The 19,784-nt window shown below is 49.5% G+C and carries 10 protein-coding genes; 6 read left to right on the top strand and 4 right to left on the bottom strand.

Going from position 1 to position 19,784, the window contains the following annotated elements; genetic code table 11:
• Positions 1–64: 64 nt before the first annotated feature.
• Complete coding sequence (locus tag A7K91_RS09570; protein ID WP_068682038.1) at positions 65–937, bottom strand: carbohydrate ABC transporter permease; 873 nt, start codon at positions 935–937, stop codon at positions 65–67.
• Positions 938–952: 15 nt separating this feature from the next.
• Positions 953–1,903 (bottom strand): ABC transporter permease, encoded by a 951-nt coding sequence (locus A7K91_RS09575; RefSeq protein ID WP_068682040.1) that lies wholly within the window; start codon positions 1,901–1,903, stop codon positions 953–955.
• 311 nt (positions 1,904–2,214) lie between these two features.
• Between A7K91_RS09575 and A7K91_RS09580 the strand changes: the two genes are divergently transcribed.
• The 3 genes from A7K91_RS09580 (at position 2,215) to A7K91_RS09590 (ending at position 7,571) form a co-directional block, all read left to right on the top strand.
• Complete coding sequence (locus tag A7K91_RS09580; protein WP_068682041.1) at positions 2,215–4,047, top strand: sensor histidine kinase; 1,833 nt, start codon at positions 2,215–2,217, stop codon at positions 4,045–4,047.
• A 76-nt stretch (positions 4,048–4,123) separates the two neighbouring features.
• The gene (locus tag A7K91_RS09585) at positions 4,124–5,740 is read left to right on the top strand and encodes a response regulator (RefSeq protein WP_068682042.1); all 1,617 of its coding nucleotides are present in this window, start codon (positions 4,124–4,126) and stop codon (positions 5,738–5,740) included.
• Between the two features lie 139 nt (positions 5,741–5,879).
• The gene (locus A7K91_RS09590; protein ID WP_068682043.1) at positions 5,880–7,571 is read left to right on the top strand and encodes a type 2 periplasmic-binding domain-containing protein; all 1,692 of its coding nucleotides are present in this window, start codon (positions 5,880–5,882) and stop codon (positions 7,569–7,571) included.
• 915 nt (positions 7,572–8,486) lie between these two features.
• Here A7K91_RS09590 and A7K91_RS09595 read toward each other — a convergent pair.
• The gene (locus A7K91_RS09595) at positions 8,487–10,205 is read right to left on the bottom strand and encodes an S-layer homology domain-containing protein (RefSeq protein WP_068682045.1); all 1,719 of its coding nucleotides are present in this window, start codon (positions 10,203–10,205) and stop codon (positions 8,487–8,489) included.
• 182 nt (positions 10,206–10,387) lie between these two features.
• On the bottom strand, positions 10,388–16,534 hold the full coding sequence (locus tag A7K91_RS09600; RefSeq protein WP_068682047.1) for a chitobiase/beta-hexosaminidase C-terminal domain-containing protein: 6,147 nt from the start codon (positions 16,532–16,534) through the stop codon (positions 10,388–10,390).
• A gap of 489 nt (positions 16,535–17,023) precedes the next feature.
• Between A7K91_RS09600 and fur the strand changes: the two genes are divergently transcribed.
• The 3 genes from fur to A7K91_RS09615 all read left to right on the top strand — a co-directional run bounded on the left by fur (position 17,024) and on the right by A7K91_RS09615 (position 19,740).
• Positions 17,024–17,503, top strand: a complete 480-nt coding sequence (fur, locus tag A7K91_RS09605) for a ferric iron uptake transcriptional regulator (protein ID WP_068682048.1) — start codon at positions 17,024–17,026, stop codon at positions 17,501–17,503.
• Positions 17,504–17,668: 165 nt separating this feature from the next.
• Positions 17,669–18,346 carry a response regulator transcription factor gene (locus A7K91_RS09610; protein WP_068682051.1) on the top strand — a complete coding sequence of 226 codons (678 nt, stop codon included), beginning with the start codon at positions 17,669–17,671 and terminating at the stop codon, positions 18,344–18,346.
• Complete coding sequence (locus A7K91_RS09615; protein WP_068682053.1) at positions 18,343–19,740, top strand: HAMP domain-containing sensor histidine kinase; 1,398 nt, start codon at positions 18,343–18,345, stop codon at positions 19,738–19,740. The genes A7K91_RS09610 and A7K91_RS09615 overlap by 4 nt, the downstream gene beginning before the upstream one ends.
• The last annotated feature ends 44 nt before the right edge of the window (positions 19,741–19,784 follow it).

Consider the following 19,784-nt stretch of genomic DNA (forward strand, 5'->3'; position numbering starts at 1 on the left):
TTGCTGCAGGGGTGATGTTTTGCTCATATAGGAGAAACCTCTTTTCTGTCAGTATGGGTTATGCCTATTCCTTGACCGCGCCGATTACGATGCCTTTGACGAAGTAGCGCTGCAGGAAGGGATAAGCAATCAGGATCGGCAGCGAGCCGATGAAGATTTGCGATGCCCGGATGGTGCGCTGAGACAGCTTTTGAACGACGGTTGGATCAAAACGCGTCATGTCGGCCTGTACGATAATGGTTTGCAGGAAGCTTGCCAATGGCAGTCTGGCCGTCTCCTTGATATAGATCAAGCCGTCGAAGTAAGCGTTCCAGTGCATAACCATTGTAAAAAGCGAGATCGTCGCCAGCGCCGGCATCGACACGGGCAAATAGATTGAAATAAATGTGCGGAAATGGCCCGCGCCGTCCATAAACGCTGCTTCCTCCAGCTCACGCGGCACGGTCCGGAAAAAGTTAAGCAGCAAAATCAGATTGTAGACGGATACCGTCACGGGCAAAATAAGCGCCAGCAGCGTATCCATCAGTCCCAGCTTCAGAATCAGGATATAGTTTGGAATCATGCCGCCGCTAAACAGCATCGTGATGACAAAATACCACATGTAAACCTTGCGGGCCCGGAAGTCGCGAGTTTCCTTGGACAGAGCATATGCGGCAAGCGATGTAATCAGCATCGCAAAGGTTGTGCCAAGCACCGTCCGCTGCAGCGATACCCACAGGGAGGAGATAAAGTTTTCATTCTCAAAGGTGATGGAATAAGCCTCCAGCGTAAAGCCTACAGGCCAGAAGGTAACCAAACCGCCGTTTGCCGCAGAAGCGGAGCTGAGCGAAACCATCAGCAAATGAAACAGGGGAAGCAAGCAAACAACGGCAACTACGCTCAGAAAGATATTGTTGAAAATGCTGAAGATGCGATAGGATAACGTTTTGTGATACAAAATAGTTCCCCCTTTCTAGAAAATCCGGTAGCCGGCGAATTTGTAGGCAAGACGGTAGGAAATAATGATCAGTACCAGGCTGATGCCGGATTTGAACAGGCCAACCGCCGTTGCAAAGCTGAATTGTCCGCTGAGCAGGCCTTCCCGGTAAACGAAGGTATCAATAATATCGCCTTGCTGGTAGATCAGCGGGCTGTACAGGTTGAACACCTGGTCGAAGTTGGCGTTCAGCACGTTGCCCAGCGCAAGCGTTGCGATAACGATCATGATTGGAATAAGCGCCGGAATTGTAATATGCAGCGTCTGCTTCAAGCGAGTTGCGCCGTCCACCTCGGCCGCTTCATACAACGACGGATTAATTCCCGACAGCGCGGCAAGGATAACGATGGTATTAAAGCCGAATTCCTTCCACACGTCGCTGAAAATGATGGTCATGCGGAACCAGAAGCCATCGCCAAGGAAAAAGATCGGCTTGATGCCGAATACGTTGCTTAGAAATTGGTTTAGCAGCCCCGTCTGGGCAAGCACGTCGATCAAAATGCCGGACAACGTCACCCACGACAGGAAGTGCGGCAGATAAACCAGCGTCTGAATGCCGCGTTTTAGCCCCATATGGCGCACCTCGTTCAGCAGAAGCGCAAACAGGAAGGGAATAATCAGATTAAGCGCCATTTTGGAGCAGGCAAACAGCAGCGTGTTCCAAGTAATCTGGATAAAATATTCGTTTTCAAACATGCTGCGAAAATGCTTCAGGCCCACCCATGGCGAACCCAGGAAGCCCAGCCTGGCGGAGTAGTCCTGAAATGCCATCGAAATTCCCGTCATGGGAATATAGGCGAATACAAAGACAAGCACGACAGCGGGAAGCACCATCAGATGCAGGCTCCAGGGCTGTCTTTTTGATTTCTTTTTACCCTTGCTCTGCGTGAGTCCGGGGGGTGTGTTCTGCAATGCGGTTGCTTTCATCCGTCTCCCTCTCCCAAAAAAACATAATTGTGTATTGCGTCAATCCCTGATATAAATAGTACCAAAGCGAGTTGATGGCGCTCTATAAGACAATATTAGGATCGATAGCGTTTTGTTAGGGTGTGTATTCAAACTCCGCAGGGAGCAAATGTTGCCGAATTTTCGTTCCCTGCAAGGCGCTTTTTCGAAGGCTTACCGGGGGTAAGTCGAGAAAAAGTAACGCAGCAGGGGGCGAAAAGGCGGTGACTGATGCCCTTGATTGAGTTTGAAGACACACCCTTAGACGATTCATCTAGAGGGGGAGAAGAGAAATGGCAGCAGCTCCAGGCAGCCAGGATTTCGTCAATCGGAAAACCGCAATAAGATTCAGCCTGTTTCTCAAAATGAATGCCTTGATTATCCTTTTGTTTGTGCCTATTGTTATCCTTTTTGCCTATTCCAACGGGGTGACGAATAATGTTATCAGCAAGGAGCTGAAGGAGTCCAATATGACGCAACTGGTTTTCCTGTCGAGCCAGCTGGAGAACCGGATCTCGCAAACGGTGAACTTTGTTATCTCCTTTTCCCGCGATCCCAACGTAGAGAAATTCAACGGTCTGAATATATGGGACGACCGATATGACCGGATGCAGACGCGATACGTCGTACAGGAAAAAATGTCATTACAGTCCGGCTTGAACAATATATGGCCCGTGGATTATTCCGTTTATTCACAGCAAAACAAAGAAGCGATTTCCAATGCAAAGGCCCCCGTTGCCTATGACGAGGATTATTTGAAAGCCAATATGTCGGGCAAATGGACCTATGGCGATGGACGGAGCAGCGGCTCTGCCGAGAATGGCACCTTTAACTGGTTTTATGCGGCGTCCTACGGTTACCAGGGTACGCTGAAGGGCAGCGATCTGGTTGTTCAAGCCAGCTTCAGCCATGACAATATCCGGAAAATGCTGGATGAATACAAGGCTGGCGGACAAGGCAATGCCTTGCTTTACCGGAAGGGAGAAACGCCGATTGTCAACGAAAGCGCAGCGCCGTCCCTGCTGGCTGACCTGGCGAACGATCTGGATAGCCGGGAATTGGGCGATAAGGCGCAATACATCGCTTCGCTGGATGGGCAAAGCTATTTGATCAGCTCCATTCGGTCGACGCAGCTGGACTGGTACCTTGTGGACGCGGTACCTCTGGATCAAATGCTGGGCCCGATCGCCGCCAGCCGAAATCTATTTTATTTGACTATGGCTCTGCTGCTTGCGGTAGGCATTAGCGCCTCCGTGCTGCTATACCGGAATGTGCAGCGGCCTATCATTCAGCTTATTCGCGGCTTGCAAAGCGTGCAGCGGGGCGATTTTTCCGTCCAGATTAAAGCAAAGGTGAACAACGAGTTTTCCTTCCTGTTTTACCGCTTCAACGAAATGTCCCGGGAAATTCAGGAGCTGGTGGAAAAGGTTCTGGGCGAAAAGCTGAGAGCGCGAGAGGCAACCCTGAAGCAGCTTCAGGCGCAAATCAATCCCCATTTCCTCTACAACTGTCTGGGCTTTATTATCAACATGGCGCAGATGAAGGAGGAGGAGGCGGTGGTGTCGATGGCCTATAATTTGAGCGCCTATTATCGCTATACGACCCGTATGGAGCGGGAAACGGCTGCGCTGGAGGAGGAAATGAAGCTGGTCGTCAACTATCTGGAAATTCAGATGTTGCGCAACAGCCGTATTCGCTACCGGATTGACCTGCCGGAGGAAATGAAGCGGCAGCAGGTGCCGCGCCTTATTTTGCAGCCCCTTGTCGAAAATGCAATCATTCACGGCATTTCCAAGTCGTATGCCGCTGGTGAGATTGTTATTACGGGGAGCATGGGGGACGGCTTTTGCAGGATTTATGTGGACGACGACGGTCCGGGGCTGGACAAGGAGGGACAGGAGCAGCTGCTGCGCAAAATGCAGGAGCCGCTTCAGGAGGAAATGGGCTGTGGTCTCTGGAATACCAACCGCCGCCTGATGCATTTGTTCGGTGAAGGCTCATGCCTCCGGTTCTGCGATTCGCCGCTGGGCGGCTTCCGTACAGAGCTGATCTGGCGGCTGCCCGAGGAAAAAGAAAAACTAGCCATGGCTCTGCCGGAAGTAAAAGGAGTTCCTGCATTGGCTTGAATGTTGTAATGTCTATAGAAGTTTACCAAAACAAGCGTTAGGCCATAGGTCTGGACATCAAAAGGGGGAGCTGGCATTGCAACTGTTAATTGTTGACGACGAAGCACATTGGGTAGATAATCTGGCGATGAACAAGCCGTGGCATACATTGGGGATTACCGGCGTGTTTAAAGCCTATTCCGCGCGGGAGGCGCTGGAGCTGATTCAGGCCAACGGCATCGATATCGTTATCTCCGATATCCTGATGCCGGAAATGACGGGCATACAGCTGATCGAAAAAATTCGGGAGCTGGACAAGAGCATTAAATGCATTATTCTGTCTGGCCACTCCGATTTTGAATATGCCAAAGAAGCGGTTCGCCATCAAGCGGTTGAATATGTGCTGAAGCCGCCTTCGGACGAGGAATTGTTTGCGGCGGTGGAGACCGCAAGAGACCAGCTTCAGGCGGAATGGGCAAATATCAGCTCCTACGAGCGCACGCAGTTTACGCTGCGGGAAAATTTGCCGCTGCTGCGCGGACAATTGCTGCTAGGGGCTTTGCGCGGCGAACGGCTCCACAGAGAGGAATGGACGAGGAAGCTGGAAAGCTACGCCTTGCCTGTCAAATTTGGAGACAGCTGGCTGATGCTAGTGCGGATGGAAGAAGAGTTTGGCCAATACCGGAACAATGGACAGCATCTGGTGGAGTACGCCGTTATGAACATTGCGGAAGAAATTTTAGGTGAATACGCGCATGTGTGGGGCGTCAAAGATGAACACGGTTATTTGGTTTTCCTGCTTCAGCTCAAAAGTGAAGGAGACAGCCGCCGCGGCGACAAGCTGCTGGAAGGGTTGATGGTAAGGCTGCAAAGCAAAGTGAAGCAATATTTGCAAGGGTCGTTGTCCATTGTGATGACGGAGCCGTTTCAGTTCCCGGAGGAAGTGCCGGCCTGCTACCGCCGTTCGGTGAGCAGCTTTCGCCAAATTGTCGGGGACGAGCGCGAATTTATTATGGTGCTTGGCGAGGAAGAAAAATCGCCTTCGCACGGCACGCTGGAGAGCATTCATATGCCGCCTTTGCTAGGAAGCTTGCTGGAGGCTGGCCGTTGGGATGCCGCAGAGGAGAAGCTGGGGGCTATTTTTGGCGAGCTTGACGAGCATTATTCCGATTCTCTGGAGCACTGCATGGAAGCGGGGTTTCTCATTGCGGCGGCTTTTACCCATATCGCCCATCGGAACGGGCTGACGTTATCGGGGCTTCAGGGAGGCAATACAGAGCAATTGATGAATGGGGAAGCCTTCTCCTCCATCAGCAGATTAAGGGCATGGTCCTTGGGGGCGTTGTCGGCGCTGCGTTCGGCGACCGCTAATGAAATGAACGATACCCGCTCCCGCTATGTGAAGAAGGTGCAGCAGTTTGCGGAAAGAAACCTGCACCTGGACGTTTCGCTGCGGGCTTTGGCGGATCATGTGAACCTGCATACGACACATTTGTCCAAGATCTATAAGCTCGAAACGGGCGAAGGCATCAGCGATTATGTGGCGCGGCTTCGAATGGAGCGGGCCTGCCATTTGCTGAGGGCAAGCGAAAAAAAGGTGTATGAAATCAGTGCTGAAATCGGTTATTTGGAGCCCGCTTATTTTATTAAAGTGTTCAAAAAGCAATTTGGGGTTACGCCTCAGGAGTACCGGAACGGAGCGCAAACAACATGACAGAGTGCTACGTAAACTAACAAAATCATATAGATGGCATCCCCGCCATGTTGATAAAGTTGTTTATGAGGCCGTTCGGTAAAGCAATTGACCTGAACGCGCTAATCAGCTCTATACTTCACTACAAAGGGGAATCGCAATGGCTACTTTCAGAAAAACGTTTGCGCTTTTGCTTTCGCTGGTTATCGTTTTAAGCGCTTGCAGCAGCGGCAACGGCAACAACGCAGGCAAGGACAATGGTTCCGGCAGCACAACGGAGCCTGTAGTAGAATCGGACGTGGCAAAAGCAGCGTTTGCCGCCGGCAAATATGATCCGCCGATTGAAATCAGCACCGTTATTATGCCGAAAAAATACACGAACGGCGACACAAAGGAAAACAATGTGCATGACCGCTGGATGCTGGAGACGCTTGGCATCAAGCATAAGGATACCTGGTATCCTGCAGGCAACGACCCTTATAAGCAAAAGCTGCAGCTTGCCCTGTCCTCCGGCGAAAAGCTGCCCGACTTTGTTTTTGTGCCGACAGACCCTGTTCTTACAAACCAGCTGATCGAATCCGGCCAGTTCATTCCGGTTGACGAGCTGTTCGACAAATATGCGAACGACATTTGGAAGGGACATGCGGAGCAGCATCCCGAGCTCTGGTATCCCTTCACGAAGGACGGCAAAAAGTGGAACGTGCCAATCATGGAATATACAGACAATGACGACACGATCCTGTGGCTGCGCGAGGATTGGATGCAGAAGCTTAACCTTGAAGCGCCAAAAACAATCGCCGATCTTGAAGTTATCATGGACAAATTCAAAAACGAAAATCCGGACGGCTTGGCTGCCAAGGACGTATATCCTCTAGCCGTCTCGCTGAAAAACAATACAAACACATGGATGGGTTCGCTGGATTGGCTGTTTGGCGCGTATGGCACCATCGAGGAGCAGTGGAACAAGGATGCCGACGGCAATCTGGAATACGGCTCCATTAATCCAGGCGCCAAGCAAGCGCTCGCCAAGCTGCAGGAATGGATGAACAAAGGCTACATTCACCCCGATGCCGCGCTTTGGGATGAAGGCAAATCGGCTGAAATCTGGACCAGCGGCAAAGCCGGCGTATTGCCAGGCGCCAACTGGGTGCCGGACTGGCCTGCTCCGGACCTGCTGAACAACGTGCCGGGCTCCAACTACAAGGCTTATCCGGTACCGGTAGGACCAGACGGCCATGCAGGAACCAAATGGCAAAATTCCGGCGTCAACAGCAGCTTTATGATCAACAAGGAAGCCAAAAATCCGGAAGCCATTTTCCTGTATTACAACTATCTGCTCGACAATCTGGCTAACCCGGCTGAAGGAAGCCCGTACGAATACGGCTTTGCCCAAGGCTATGACTGGGATATTGTTGACGGCACGCCAACAAACAACAAAGACAAAATCGCTGACTTCAACAATGAATTTCCGTTTATTACGGGACCTGCGCGTATTCCTGATCTGTATATGAAAACGCTGGTGAAGCTGGCTGACGGCGAAGAGCCATCGACGCCTTACGAGAAGCAGCAAGCCGAGTTCCGCAAGCCGGAAAACTGGTATTCCGCCAAAGTGGTTATGTCTCAAATGGACGTGCGCAAGCAAAACTACTTTACGGGAGCCGCAACCGAAACCATGATTACAAAGTGGAGTCTTCTGCGCCAATCCGAGCTGGAGACGTTTAACAAAATCATTTACAACAAACTTCCGATTGATGCCTTCGACACATTTGTATCCAACTGGAAAGCAAACGGCGGCGATCAAATTACGAAGGAAGTTAATGAATGGTACCAGTCGGTAACGGCAGCTAAATAAACTCTAGTATTTCGCCTAACTTTTCGCGAAACGTTTCGCCGCTATTCTTTTTTGAACCCAATCGTTTGCAGCTAAGCTATCTAGATCAAGCACCGCTGTTCAAGCGCATTAGATGATGAAAATGCAAAAGAACCTTCAAATCCGCTAGGATTGATATGCTCCCTGTCAACTTGACGGGGAGCATGTCAGGAAAGTGGATTTGAAGGTTTCTTTTTTTGCGAAAGCAGCGCAGTTCCCTCATTTTATGGATGGTATTCGCCGACAGTCATGGGAGATTTGTACGATGGATCGTACAAAAGTACTGTGACCAGCTATGGCGTGCGCCGTTTTGTACGATGAATCATACAAAATCGCTACGATAAGCTTCAGCGGTCGCTGTTTTGTACGATGGATCGTACAAAATCGCTATGATCAGCTTCAGTGTGCGCTGTTTTGTACGATGAATCATACAAAATCGCTACGATCAGCTTCAACGGTCGCTGTTTTGTACGATGGATCGTACAAAATCGCTATGATCAGCTTCAGTGTGCGCTGTTTTGTACGATGAATCGTACAAAAGCACTGTGATCAGCATCGGCGTTCGCTGTTTTGTACGATGGATCGTACAAAAGCGCTGTAATCAGCATGGTCGAACGTCGTTTTGTACGATGAATCATACAAAATCGCTACGATCAGCTTCAGCGGTCGCTGTTTTGTACGATGGATCGTACAAAATCGCTACGATCAGCTTCAGTGTGCGCCGTTTTGTACGATGAATCATACAAAATCGCTACGATCAGCTTCAGTGTGCGCTGTTTTGTACGATGAATCGTACAAAAGCACTGTGATCAGCTTCGACGAGCGCCGTTTTGTTCGATAGATCGTACAAAAGCGCTGCCCGTTTGTTCATTCTGGAGGACTGCAATAGAGTTCTTTTTATTCCGGAAGCCCAAATATGCGGAAAAGCGTCGCCGCCGCTTGCGCTCGGGTAGACTTATCGCGAGGGGCGAATAAGTCGTTTTCTTTGCCATTCATTGCGCCGTGGCGCTGCAGCTCGCTTACAGCTTCCAATGCATAATCTGCAATGCTGCCTTGATCCGCAAACTGGCTTGCAGCGGTTGCAGGTTTGCTCCATTCAAGCTCCATTGCCTGGGCGGCCCGATAAAGCATAACCGCCATATCCTGCCTGCTAATGGTATCATTAATGCCGAATGTGCCATTGCCATTGCCGTTAACAATCCCTAATTTTTGAGCCGATGCAATGGCGCTGTAATACCATGCGCCGCTTTTAGCATCAGTGAAGGATGCAGCAGCTGTTGGATCGGCCAGATCAAACAAATTGACGAGCATTGTAATGAATTGGGCGCGCGTCACTTGACCGTTAGGATTAAACAGGTCATTGCCAACGCCGTTAACAGCTTCTCTGGCAGCCAGCGCCTCAATGTAAGGCTTCGCCCATGCCGCTTCGTTCAAATCGGTGAACGATTTGTCGGAATAAGCCGGAAAGTTTGGCTTCAAATAGGTTGGGCTAAGCTTCAGCGTGCCCGTTTCCACACTGTATACGGCGTTTTTAATCACTTCGAGCTTGCCTTTTTCATTGACATAATAAAGAACGACTTTGCCCGGGTTTTCGCCTGGCTGCAGCGTATATGGAATTTCTATTGTTACTTCTCCCTTTTTAAAAGAACCGATGGAACGGCCGTCCAGCTTGACATCCATGTCGTACACTTTAGTGCCTGGCTTCAGCTTTTCCTGTGCAGCAGCCGGAAGAGTGGATTGGTCTACCTCGGACACAGACAGCTGGAGATTGCCTGGATTGCCTTGCGTGAGCAAGCTTCTGTCCAGCAGGATTGTGGAGCTTCCGCTGTCGATAGCGACCTTACGAACCTTTTCCGCACCAGCCTTTTGGATGATGTCAAGCGGGATGCTCAGCTCGATGGTTTTAACTCCTGAGTCGGGTTTCATAACAACAGACAGAGTATTGCCGGTCATCACATCAACCGCATTTTGCAAATGGGCCGAAGTAAGCTTCAGCGAAGCCAGTCCGCTCTCATTTGGTTTGGCTCGCAGTTGAATGGCAGTGCTTGTAATGACAGGCTCTGTTCCGTTATCAGGCTTTGGATTAGTTTCGCCGGTTATGAGAGGCGGCTGTGTCGATGCGACGGTATTGGTTAGCGCGACATTTGCTTGTTGTCCAGGGGTAAAGACCGTCCAGCTATCGTTGGATTGTCCGATCTTGATTCTGTTCAGCGTTATGGTTCCCGTCCCGGCCGCAAGCGCAGTAAGCTTGACCTTGGCCAGAACTATGGCTCCATTTGCGCCTCCGTCATTGCCGATTTTAGTAAATGCGGCCCGGAGTTGTCCGCTGCTCAGCAGCTCGGGATTTACGATTGAGCTGAAGCCGTTTAAGTCTGTTACATAAGTGCTCCCGGTAACCGTCCATAATTTCGGGTCAAACGTAACATTAAGCTCATAAGCAACCCAATCATCGGCGTTTTGCGCTCCGATGACCAAATCGACCTGGTCGCCAACATTCATTGCCGTTTTTGATGCATGGACGTAAAATGCCGGATCAGCCGCGGCTTGCAGCGTCTGGGGCAACGCCGGAAGCAGTAGAAGCAGCGCTAAAGCGATGGTTAGCCATTTGTTTTTCAAAATTTCTTCTTCCTTTCCTTTGGAACTGGGCCGGGTTATAACCCGGCCTCATGTAGGATTGCTGGATCATGTAGGGTTGCTGGATCATGTAGGGTTGCTGGATCATGTAGGATTGCTGGATCATGTAGTGTTGCTGGCCGTCTGATATTACTTAAGTTCTGGCATTCATTGTGTTCGTATTATTATTGGACAGGGGTTTCATGTTGAAGCTCGTTTTGTTCTTGATTATGATCCTCGTTTTGCTCATTGCTGGTTTCTTCATTTTGCTCATCGTTTTGCTCTTTGACGGTTTCTTCAATTTGTTCTTCGCCTTGCTCTTCATTTTGAGCTTCGTTCCGAATATGCTTGGCTATACCGCGTAAATCTTCGATATCGATTACGCCGTCACCGTTCCAATCGGCAATTTTGTACAGCTCCCATTCGGAGTTTGCTTCGCTTTTTCCATAGTAGGTGGAGATTAGCAAATGCAAATCCTCGGCGCCCAGATGTCCGTCTCCATTCAAGTCGCCTTTAGGAGGGAGAACAACCAGAGCTTTGAATGCCTGGACCGCATCAAGCAAGTGGAGAAGCGCTGCTTCAATGCTAGACAGCTCCGGCGTATCCTCCACCAGCAGAGCTTTGGCGCTATCAATGGCGGTTTGCAGCATGGCTTTGGAGCCTTCCGCATATTGCCCGATCAAGACGCCTTCAACTGCTGCATCGTGAATGGCTTGCGCGTTGTCAATTGCATTGCTCAGAACCGTTAAATCTAGGACAACAACAAAGGGCACTTCAATGACTTGGCTGGATTCGCCATCTACAACCGCGAGCGCTTTGATCGTCGTTTCACCTATTGGCAGAGAGATAGGGCCGGTATAAAGCCTGTTTGTATCGCTTGGTACATCGGAAGGCTCGCTTCCATCCAGCGTGTAATAAATTGCTGCTCCGTCTACTAGATGTGAAAGCTTCACTTTTTTGGGATAGTCGTATGTGCCAGCATTAGAATCGGTTGTTGGAGGCGTCAGTACATAAGGCTCTGCTGATTTGGCATATACCTCAACCTCAACAAGACCGCTTCCCCAGCCGTTGCTCAAAGCATTGTTGTCCGCACGGCGAACTTCTAAGACGTCCAGTTTTACGTAACGGTAACGACCATCGAGCTTGCTGGAATTAAAGCCGACCCAATTGTTTGCGGTTCCATCATATAGCTGAGTCCAGTTTTGGCCGTCATTGGAAGCATAAATCTTATATTTATGGTACATTTCTGACCCGTTGTACAACCGGTATGCCACATCGATTCGGGACAGATCGTACTTATCGCCCAAATCAACCGTATATTGGTACGGTCCAACAAGTCCGCCAAAATAATGGGTGGAATCACCTGTTGTACTTAAGCTGTAGGCAATGCCGTCATTTGTTTTAGCAATTTCCGTTTGATCATTGTTAGTTATAGCTGCTGTCTTGCCGCGAGAAACCAAGTATGATTGCGGTAATTGCACACTTCCGTCTTCGGCGTTGAGCTTCCATCCAGTGGTGTATGTCATGGAAGCGGTTTGGTTAGGTTCGTCTAGGGTCATCGGAAGCCAGATATAACGAGAATCGGATAGCTGACTTGCGCGCCATCTGTCGCCCATATAGACAAAGCTTTTGTTGCCGTTGCTGTCAACCAGTCTCATAATATTGGTCGGCTGGCTATAGAACGTACTGTTATTTCCAAGCGTAAAGCCAGGGATAAGGAGGTTGTTGTCCTTAACAGGCGTCCAGCCGTTTGGATTTTTCAGATCGGTTGTATAGCTGATCATCGTTTGGTTCGGGAACCAGCCCGATTGTCCGGAGGTGGCCATATAATAGCCATTTTCCGCACGGACAATTGCAGGGGCTTCACGGCCGACATGATCGTAGAACAGATAGGATTCAAAATCGGCTGCTTTTGTTGCAGGATCGCTGTCGGCATAAGTGGTAAAGTCGACATCGGTAAACTCCTCATTCAAGCGGTGCACCCTCATGGAGTGGCCTTCCGCATTGACCAGATAAGCTTTCCCGTCGTCATCCATAAACACGGTGTAGTCTCTGAGCAGCTTGCCCATTTGCTTTTCATCGTTTTGGATGTCTGAAGGAATGGTTGTTTTGACTCCGCTCGTTTTGTAAAACTCGGAATCCATGTAGTTTCCGCCGTCGCTCCTCCAGTTGCGCAGCGTGCCGCCTGGACGCCAGTGGCCCAGGAATGTATATGGCCCGTTAACCTGATCGGCGGTAGCAACCGCAATTTGGCTGCTTGCATAGCTGTTTGCCGTTTCCCAGTGGCCGTAAAGCACGTATTTTTGAGTTTTTTCGTTGTAAAGCAGCTTAGGACGTTCCCATTTATTATCCAGCAGGCCAAATTCTGCTCCGGGCACCGTTTGGGTAAATTGATCCACGATGTCGCCTTCATTAATCCAGTTGACCAGATCGCGCGAGGAATAAAGTGAAACGGCGTGGAAGACGGCACTATTATGGATTTTATTTTCGCCTACCCAATAATAAATCGGTTTGCCGTCTGACGCGGTTTGCTGAAGGAAGCCGCCCCCGTGTGCTTGAATGGCGTTGCCTTCCGTGTCGTACCAGGTTTCTCCCACAGGTACGCCAGCTTCAGTGTAATCTACAATTTTGTCTTCATTGATAGTCAGCGCCCACCTGAAGGCTTCGTCGATTTGCAGTGCAGCGCGGTCCACTGTCCATTGAGAAGCGGACTGGCTGGCCAGCACAGCTTCGGCATTGTTAAGTGCCGTAACGATTTTGTTCCAGGTGGATTCCGTATAATTGCCTTTGACCGTATCTTTCTTTTCGTTGTATTTAGCTTCGAGCGCTGTTTTGTTCACATCCGGCGTACCGAATACAGCAAGCTCGATTAGACCATCGGCCCAAACCGCGTCATTTCCGTTATGAACATTTTTGATTGAGGTTACAGTCAGGCGAACGTAACGGAACGGCGAGTCGCTGCTAATTGGATTCGTAACAAATCCAAGCACGTTGTTTTGAGAGCCGTCGACCAGTTGAGTCCAGTTTTGATTATCCTGGCTGCCAGACAACGTGTAGCGGAAAACGGTGTCGGAGCCGCCTACCAGTCTTGTTGTAAAGTTGATTTCTTGAAGCTGGGAAGATTGCTCAAGGTCAATAACAACGCTATACGGCAAGTTGGCATGATTCAGCTGTGGAGAGGAAGCCAGATCGGCGCCGTCCGTTGCCGCGGAAGCGTTTAATCCTTGGGAATCGGAAGCATTTTTGTTAAGTGAAATGTATTGTCCCGACTGAACTGGGATTAGACCGCGCACAGGATCAAGATCAAGCTGCGGGAACCACTCGGCGGCCGCTATTCCATTATGGAAGACCAGCGGGAACAAGCGGGCATACGTGCCCATTGGATCCTGGAAGCCCGCATGATGCTGATTGCCCCAGTGAAAGCCATTTAATACAAAGGCCTTATTGTTATTCGTTCCAGCGTAGCTTAATACGCCATTTGCCTGTGTAGCAAAGGTTGCGCTATTCGCGATTTGCCGCAAAGGAGTCCATTCTCCTCCTAATGTATCGGCGGAAGCGTATTCTGCCTGACTTGGATACCAGCCGCTTGCCGTGGAGCCAAAGAAATAATAACGCCCTTCATGTTTGATAATAATGGGTGATTCCTTGTGTTTGCCCTTGAAAATAGTATTTACAAGCTCGACTGGCTCGGTCCAGCTTGAATTTAGCTTCACAATCGCCAAATCACTGTTGGTGTTTGTTGCAAAAACGAGATAAGCCGTGTTGTCATCATCAACAAATATCGACATATCGCGGGAATCATGACCAAGCGGCTGCCCACGGAAGGTATCCTCGAAATCATTGCCGCCCGGTGTCATGGAGCCCAGAAAAACGGCGCCTCTGTTATAGCCGCTGCTTGCTTCCTCATGAGCCATAAACACGATTTTTCCAGTGGAGGGATTCAAACGGTAGCCTTCCATCTCCACGCGCATATCCTGAAACGATTCCAGCAGCCGTTCATTGCCGTATTGAATGCCGTCGTTACTTGTTAACTCGTAAATGCCGGTGGTGACAATGCCCGTGTTGTCGTTGCGTGCAGCCTTGTATTTATAATGGTACCAAGTGCCGCCTACCTCTACGCCATACGGCTGACCTGCCGTTAAATCATCTTCGCCCGTGTAGTTGTTCTTGACCCGTGTGACAGCGGATGGATCGTAAGTAAATGTCTCAATAGCGTTTGTTGTTGCTTCTGCTATGGCTTTGCCTCCGCGAATAGCTTTGACACGGTAGACATAGGTAGCGTCTGTATCCAGCCCATAGTCGTCCGCAACATCGCCGCGTACTCTGTCGATCATAACATTGTCACGGTATACCTCGTAATAATCGGTTCCGGCAATGATTGGCCATGAGATTTTGGCATTATTGACCGTTGATTCTCCCTGCAGCCTGAAAGCAAGCGCCGTGGCTGCCCACTGGCTGCCATAATATTCAACCGTTCTGACGGAGCTGCTCTTGCCATTTGGAGCAATAGTGGCCGCCTTGACAACGGTTCCATCCGACACAGAAAAAGGACCCGTATATTTCGTGCTGGATAATGTTGGATCGCTGCCGTCGGTTGTGTAATAAATGTAATCGATGCCTGTCGGGTGAGTAATGGTAACCGGTGTATAAATCTGTCCGGCTGCCGGTGAAATGGTCGGCATGATATTCGTCAGTCTGAAATCGGTAAGCTCTTCCAGTGACAATGCTTTATTAAATATCTGTACATTGTCGATGAGGCCGTTGAAGTATTCGCCTCCGCCCCAGTTGCCTTTGCCAAGCTGCAGTATACCTCCCGATTGGGAGACAATGCTGGACAAGGCGTGATTGCTTGCAACAGTGGCCTTAAGTTGATTATTGACATAAAGCTTTGTATCGGTGGCCGACACCACAACGTCGATATGCTTCCAGGCGTTGCTGCTCGCCGTTTCTGCGCTTTGCGGCCTGGAGTTCGTATTGTTATAGCGCTCAACGACAATTTTGCCCGGCTGATCGAGTATGCCCAGGTAGCGTTCGTTGTTATAGGTTTGGGCGGTTGTATTTGTAGCGGCAAAGAAGGCCCAGCCCGGATCGGCATTGGATTTGCTATCATAAGAAATAGTGATTTCGTCTAGTCCTGCCAGAAGAGGCGTTCCATCGGTTTTGGTTACGTTCAGCCAGAAGCTGCTGCTGAGATTGGCAGCTTTGCCGTTGCCATCAATAGAATCGCTGTAGCTTGCAGTGCCCTGGACAACCGCTTTGGCGCCATTGCCTTGAAGTCCAGTCGTGGAATCATCAAAATTAAAGTTGGCGATTAGCAAATCCCAAGCATCAGGAGGAGGAACGATAACCGTATAGCTTGTTGAAAAGTTGAACCAGTTGAGCGTCAAGGTTACTTCCTCGGTAGAGGAAGGTCTTGTTACGGCGCCTGTTGCGGCATTGATGACACTGTTGTTGCTGGACGTCCAGGTAAGGTTGGGGTCCTTCATCAAGGCCAAATTGCCGCGCACCTCCATGCCGTCCGATAGTCCGGTTGAATGGACCAAATCATTCCAGGCGAAGCTGCGAATTTCATTGGCAAACAAGGTGGCTGCATTACCGTCCACGGCTTTGTTAAAAAGACGGACATCCCGGTAATGCGAATCCAGATTGGCAAAAGTGTTAATAGTACGGTTAAGCCGGAAATGCCCATTGCCGATTTGATCGGCTCCTATTCCATTGGAGGACACCTCAGCAGCTTTTTCGCCATCCACCCAGACAATAAGCTTGCCTGTATTTGCGGTACCGTCCACCGAAATGGTGTAGTTATGCCACATATCTGCGGCAGGGGCAGGGAAGGACGCTACTGCTGCATCGCTTCCGTTGCGTCTGAGCACAACGGCGGCTGTACCATTGCTGTAATATGGACGCAGCGTGATGTTGTTATTTTCATTTGTGCCAAAAGATAAAAGGGTATTGGCAGAGGTTACGGCTCTAGTCTGTGTTTTATTAAGCTTGGCGTTTAGGGAAAATGAAATTTCCTTGCCCGTCACAGCCGCTCCGGGGTTTGTGCCCGCGATATGTCCATTGTTGGCATTGCCTGGATTAATCAGTGAAACATAGTCAGCGCGCCAGACGGGATCGCTGCCGCTTAATAGCTGTGTTTCGTTCAGCTTGTTTTTATACTGATAAACGCTATTCAGCGGATAGTAGGCAATTAAGCCTTCCGGTTCGTTATCCGCTGCGATTGCAGGGGGGGCTGGCGGGAACAAGCTGGTCATCAAGCTGGCTGCAAACAAAAGCAGCAGCGGCTTTCTTATACTCTTTTTTATTTTCTTCCAACGTTCGGCTTTCATCTAACCTCTCCTCTTTTATATAGTTGTTCACTTGGATGCTAACGTGTCGCCGACCCTCCTTTAGTATTTTTGAAACGCGTTACAGAAAACGCTTTCAATATTTTTGATAGTAACATGCGAACTCTTTCTTTTTTAGTGAAACATTGCTTCATCCATGAACATTTCGGCATGTGAACAGTGAACAATACTGATAATGCTGGACAAAAGCAGCATTTTCCACAAAGTATACGAGCAATCCTCAACCGTTTAGTGTGAAAAACCTCACTGCGGCCCTTCAAGCAAAAGGAGGAAAATGGAGGCATAAGGACGAATAAGGTGTAAGGTTGGCTCATGCATGTGCAGGATGAATGTGGAAATAATGTCAAAGAGGTTTATCTATTTTGATGTCTCCTGTTGATTTATGAGCGAAAATGACATACCATTAGATTAGAATGATTCTAATATGTTGCCTTCACATATAGTGCTGCCAGCATCAAGGGGGTTTGGTGTATGAATGTATCTGCCGAAATCGACAAAATAAAACGCAGTCTGATGGAAAATGGTTCCAAGCTGACAACGCAGCGGGAAATCATCGTTAGAGTGCTGCTGGAAAACGAAAAAGAGCATTTGAGCGCCGAAGATGTATTCATGCTTGTAAAGGAAAAATTTCCGGAAATCGGACTGGCAACCGTTTACCGGACGCTTGAGCTGCTGGCGGAGCTTCAAATCGTAGCCAAAATGAACTTTGGCGACGGCGTTGCCCGTTATGATCTGCGGGGCGAGGAGCATGAGCATATGCACCATCACCTCATTTGCCAGAAATGCGGCTCGCTTGAGGAAATTAAAGATGATTGGCTGACGGAGCTGGAGGAACGCGTGGAGCGGGAGTATGGCTTTAAGGTGCTGGACCATCGGCTTGATTTTATGGGCTATTATAAAAACTGCGATAACGGCAATTGCAAAAAACAGGGTAATAAAGCGGTATCCTGATGATTAAACGGCATATCCATCTTGAATAGAGGCCATGGCAGGAGAGTTCATCTCAGGCTATGGCTTTTTTACGCGTCTTTTCCATTTGACGGTGAGAATGCTTATCATTAAAATGAGAATAACGATTTTGGATAACAGGCAGCTGCTTGTTTAGGAGGAACTTCCTTGAAGCGGATATTAATAATAGAAGATGAAATCAATATGGCCCGATTTTTGGAGCTCGAATTGAGACACGAAGGTTTTTATGCTTTTGTCACGGGCAATGGGCAAACTGGACTTGAGCTGGCGATGGCGGGGGAGTGGGATCTTGTGCTGCTTGATTTGATGCTTCCCGAAAGAGGCGGGCTGGAAATTTGCCGAGAGATTCGTACCATGAAGCAAACGCCGGTTATGATGATTACGGCGCGAGATAGTATTCATGATCGTGTATCCGGCCTGGATAGCGGAGCGGATGATTATTTGCCCAAGCCATTTGCAATTGAAGAGCTTTTGGCAAGAATTCGAGTTATCTTTCGCAGGCAGGAGGCTGTAGAGGCGGGGGGACACATAACCTATGCTTGTGGGGATTTGCTGTTAAATCCTGATTCACGGCTAGTCACAAAAGGCGGAAATCCGGTGGAGCTGACCAAGCGGGAGTTTGCCTTGCTGGAGGCGCTTATGAAAAATGTGAATCGGGTGTTGTCCAGGGAAACACTGCTGGATACCGTATGGGGGTTTGAAGCAGCAGTTGATACCAACGTAGTAGATGTATATGTTCGTTACTTGAGGAACAAAATTGATGCCAAGGATAATCCTAGCTTGATTCAGGCTGTGCGCGGGATTGGATATGTGATGCGCAAATGAACAGACTTCGCAACGGCTACGCCGCACTTCCTATACGCTGGAAGCTGACGCTTTGGTCCTCGCTGCTGTTATTTCTTTTGTTCGCCGCAAGCAGTTTAGCGCAATTCTGGTTTGTCGAGAAATGGATGGTTAATCAGGAGGAAGAACGCATTGAACATGACATGAAAGAGCTGCTGAATGTGCTTCTTGCGAAGGAAATCACGATGAAGCCGGAGCATTATTCCGCGATTCAGGCTCATCTTGACAAGGCTAATGTTCGCAACGGCATGATCCGCATATGGAGTGATGAGGGAGAACCCATCGTAACAGTAGCTGACAATATGCCGCAATCATGGATTTCCGGGGCAAGCCGAGCAGAAGGGAACCAGTCTGCAAGCGTTAAAGACGGCATGCTTGTTATGGCGAGCCCATTAACCGTTTTTCAGTTTAAAGGCACCGTTGAAATGGTTCGAAGCATGGGGGACATCAACCGGTTGATCAGCATCTTAAACCGAATCATGCTGGCTTGCGGCGCCATTGCGCTTATGCTCAGTGTGATAGGAGGCCGGCTGCTTGCCCGTATTCTCATTAATCCGCTGAGAGTGATGAACGAAACAATCAGCCGTGTCAAACAAAAAGGCTTACAAGAAAGAATGCCCTTGGAGGGTGCAAGGGACGATGTAGCTGCGCTCAAAATGATGTTTAACGATATGATGGATCAGGTGGAGCAGTCTTTTCGACAGCAAAAGCGATTTGTGGAGGATGCTTCCCATGAGCTGCGCACGCCTATTGCCATTATGGAGGGCCACCTTCATATGTTGCAGCGTTGGGGGAAAAATGATGCTGAGGTTCTGAACCAGTCGCTTCAGAGCTCAACGGAGGAACTGCTGCGTCTCAAAAGGCTGGTCGAGGAGCTTCTTCTGCTATCCCGCGCAGAGACGCCCGATGGAACGCTTGGAAATGTTGTGCCGTGCAACAATCTTGCAGGGATGATTCAATCGGCGGTTTGGCGGACAGCCGTTGTACATCCCGAGTTTCATATCCAGGTATCCGCGGAGCGGGTTGAAGGCTTGGAGGCTGCGGTTAACGAAGCTCATCTGGAGCAAATTCTTAACATTTTGCTGGACAATGCGGTCAAATATTCAGGGAAAAGCCGAACCATACAAGTTGCAGGCTCTATTGCCTTCAGTGAAGCTATTATCGCTATTACTGACGAAGGCATCGGTATTTCGGATGAGGATTTGCCCCATGTCTGGGACCGCTTCTACCGAGCGGACAAGGCGCGCAGCGGCAAGTCGGGATACGGCCTGGGCTTGCCAATCGCCAAACGCCTTGCCGAAAGCAGCGGCTGCCGCTTGACCCTTGACAGCAAGCTGGGGCAGGGAACAACGGCACGGCTTTTTATTCCGCTATAATTTTTTTTCATTTTCACAGTGTTTTCTCATTTTTGTTGGATACA

It is taken from the genome of Paenibacillus oryzae (assembly GCF_001675045.1).
Taxonomy (GTDB): domain Bacteria; phylum Bacillota; class Bacilli; order Paenibacillales; family Paenibacillaceae; genus Pristimantibacillus; species Pristimantibacillus oryzae.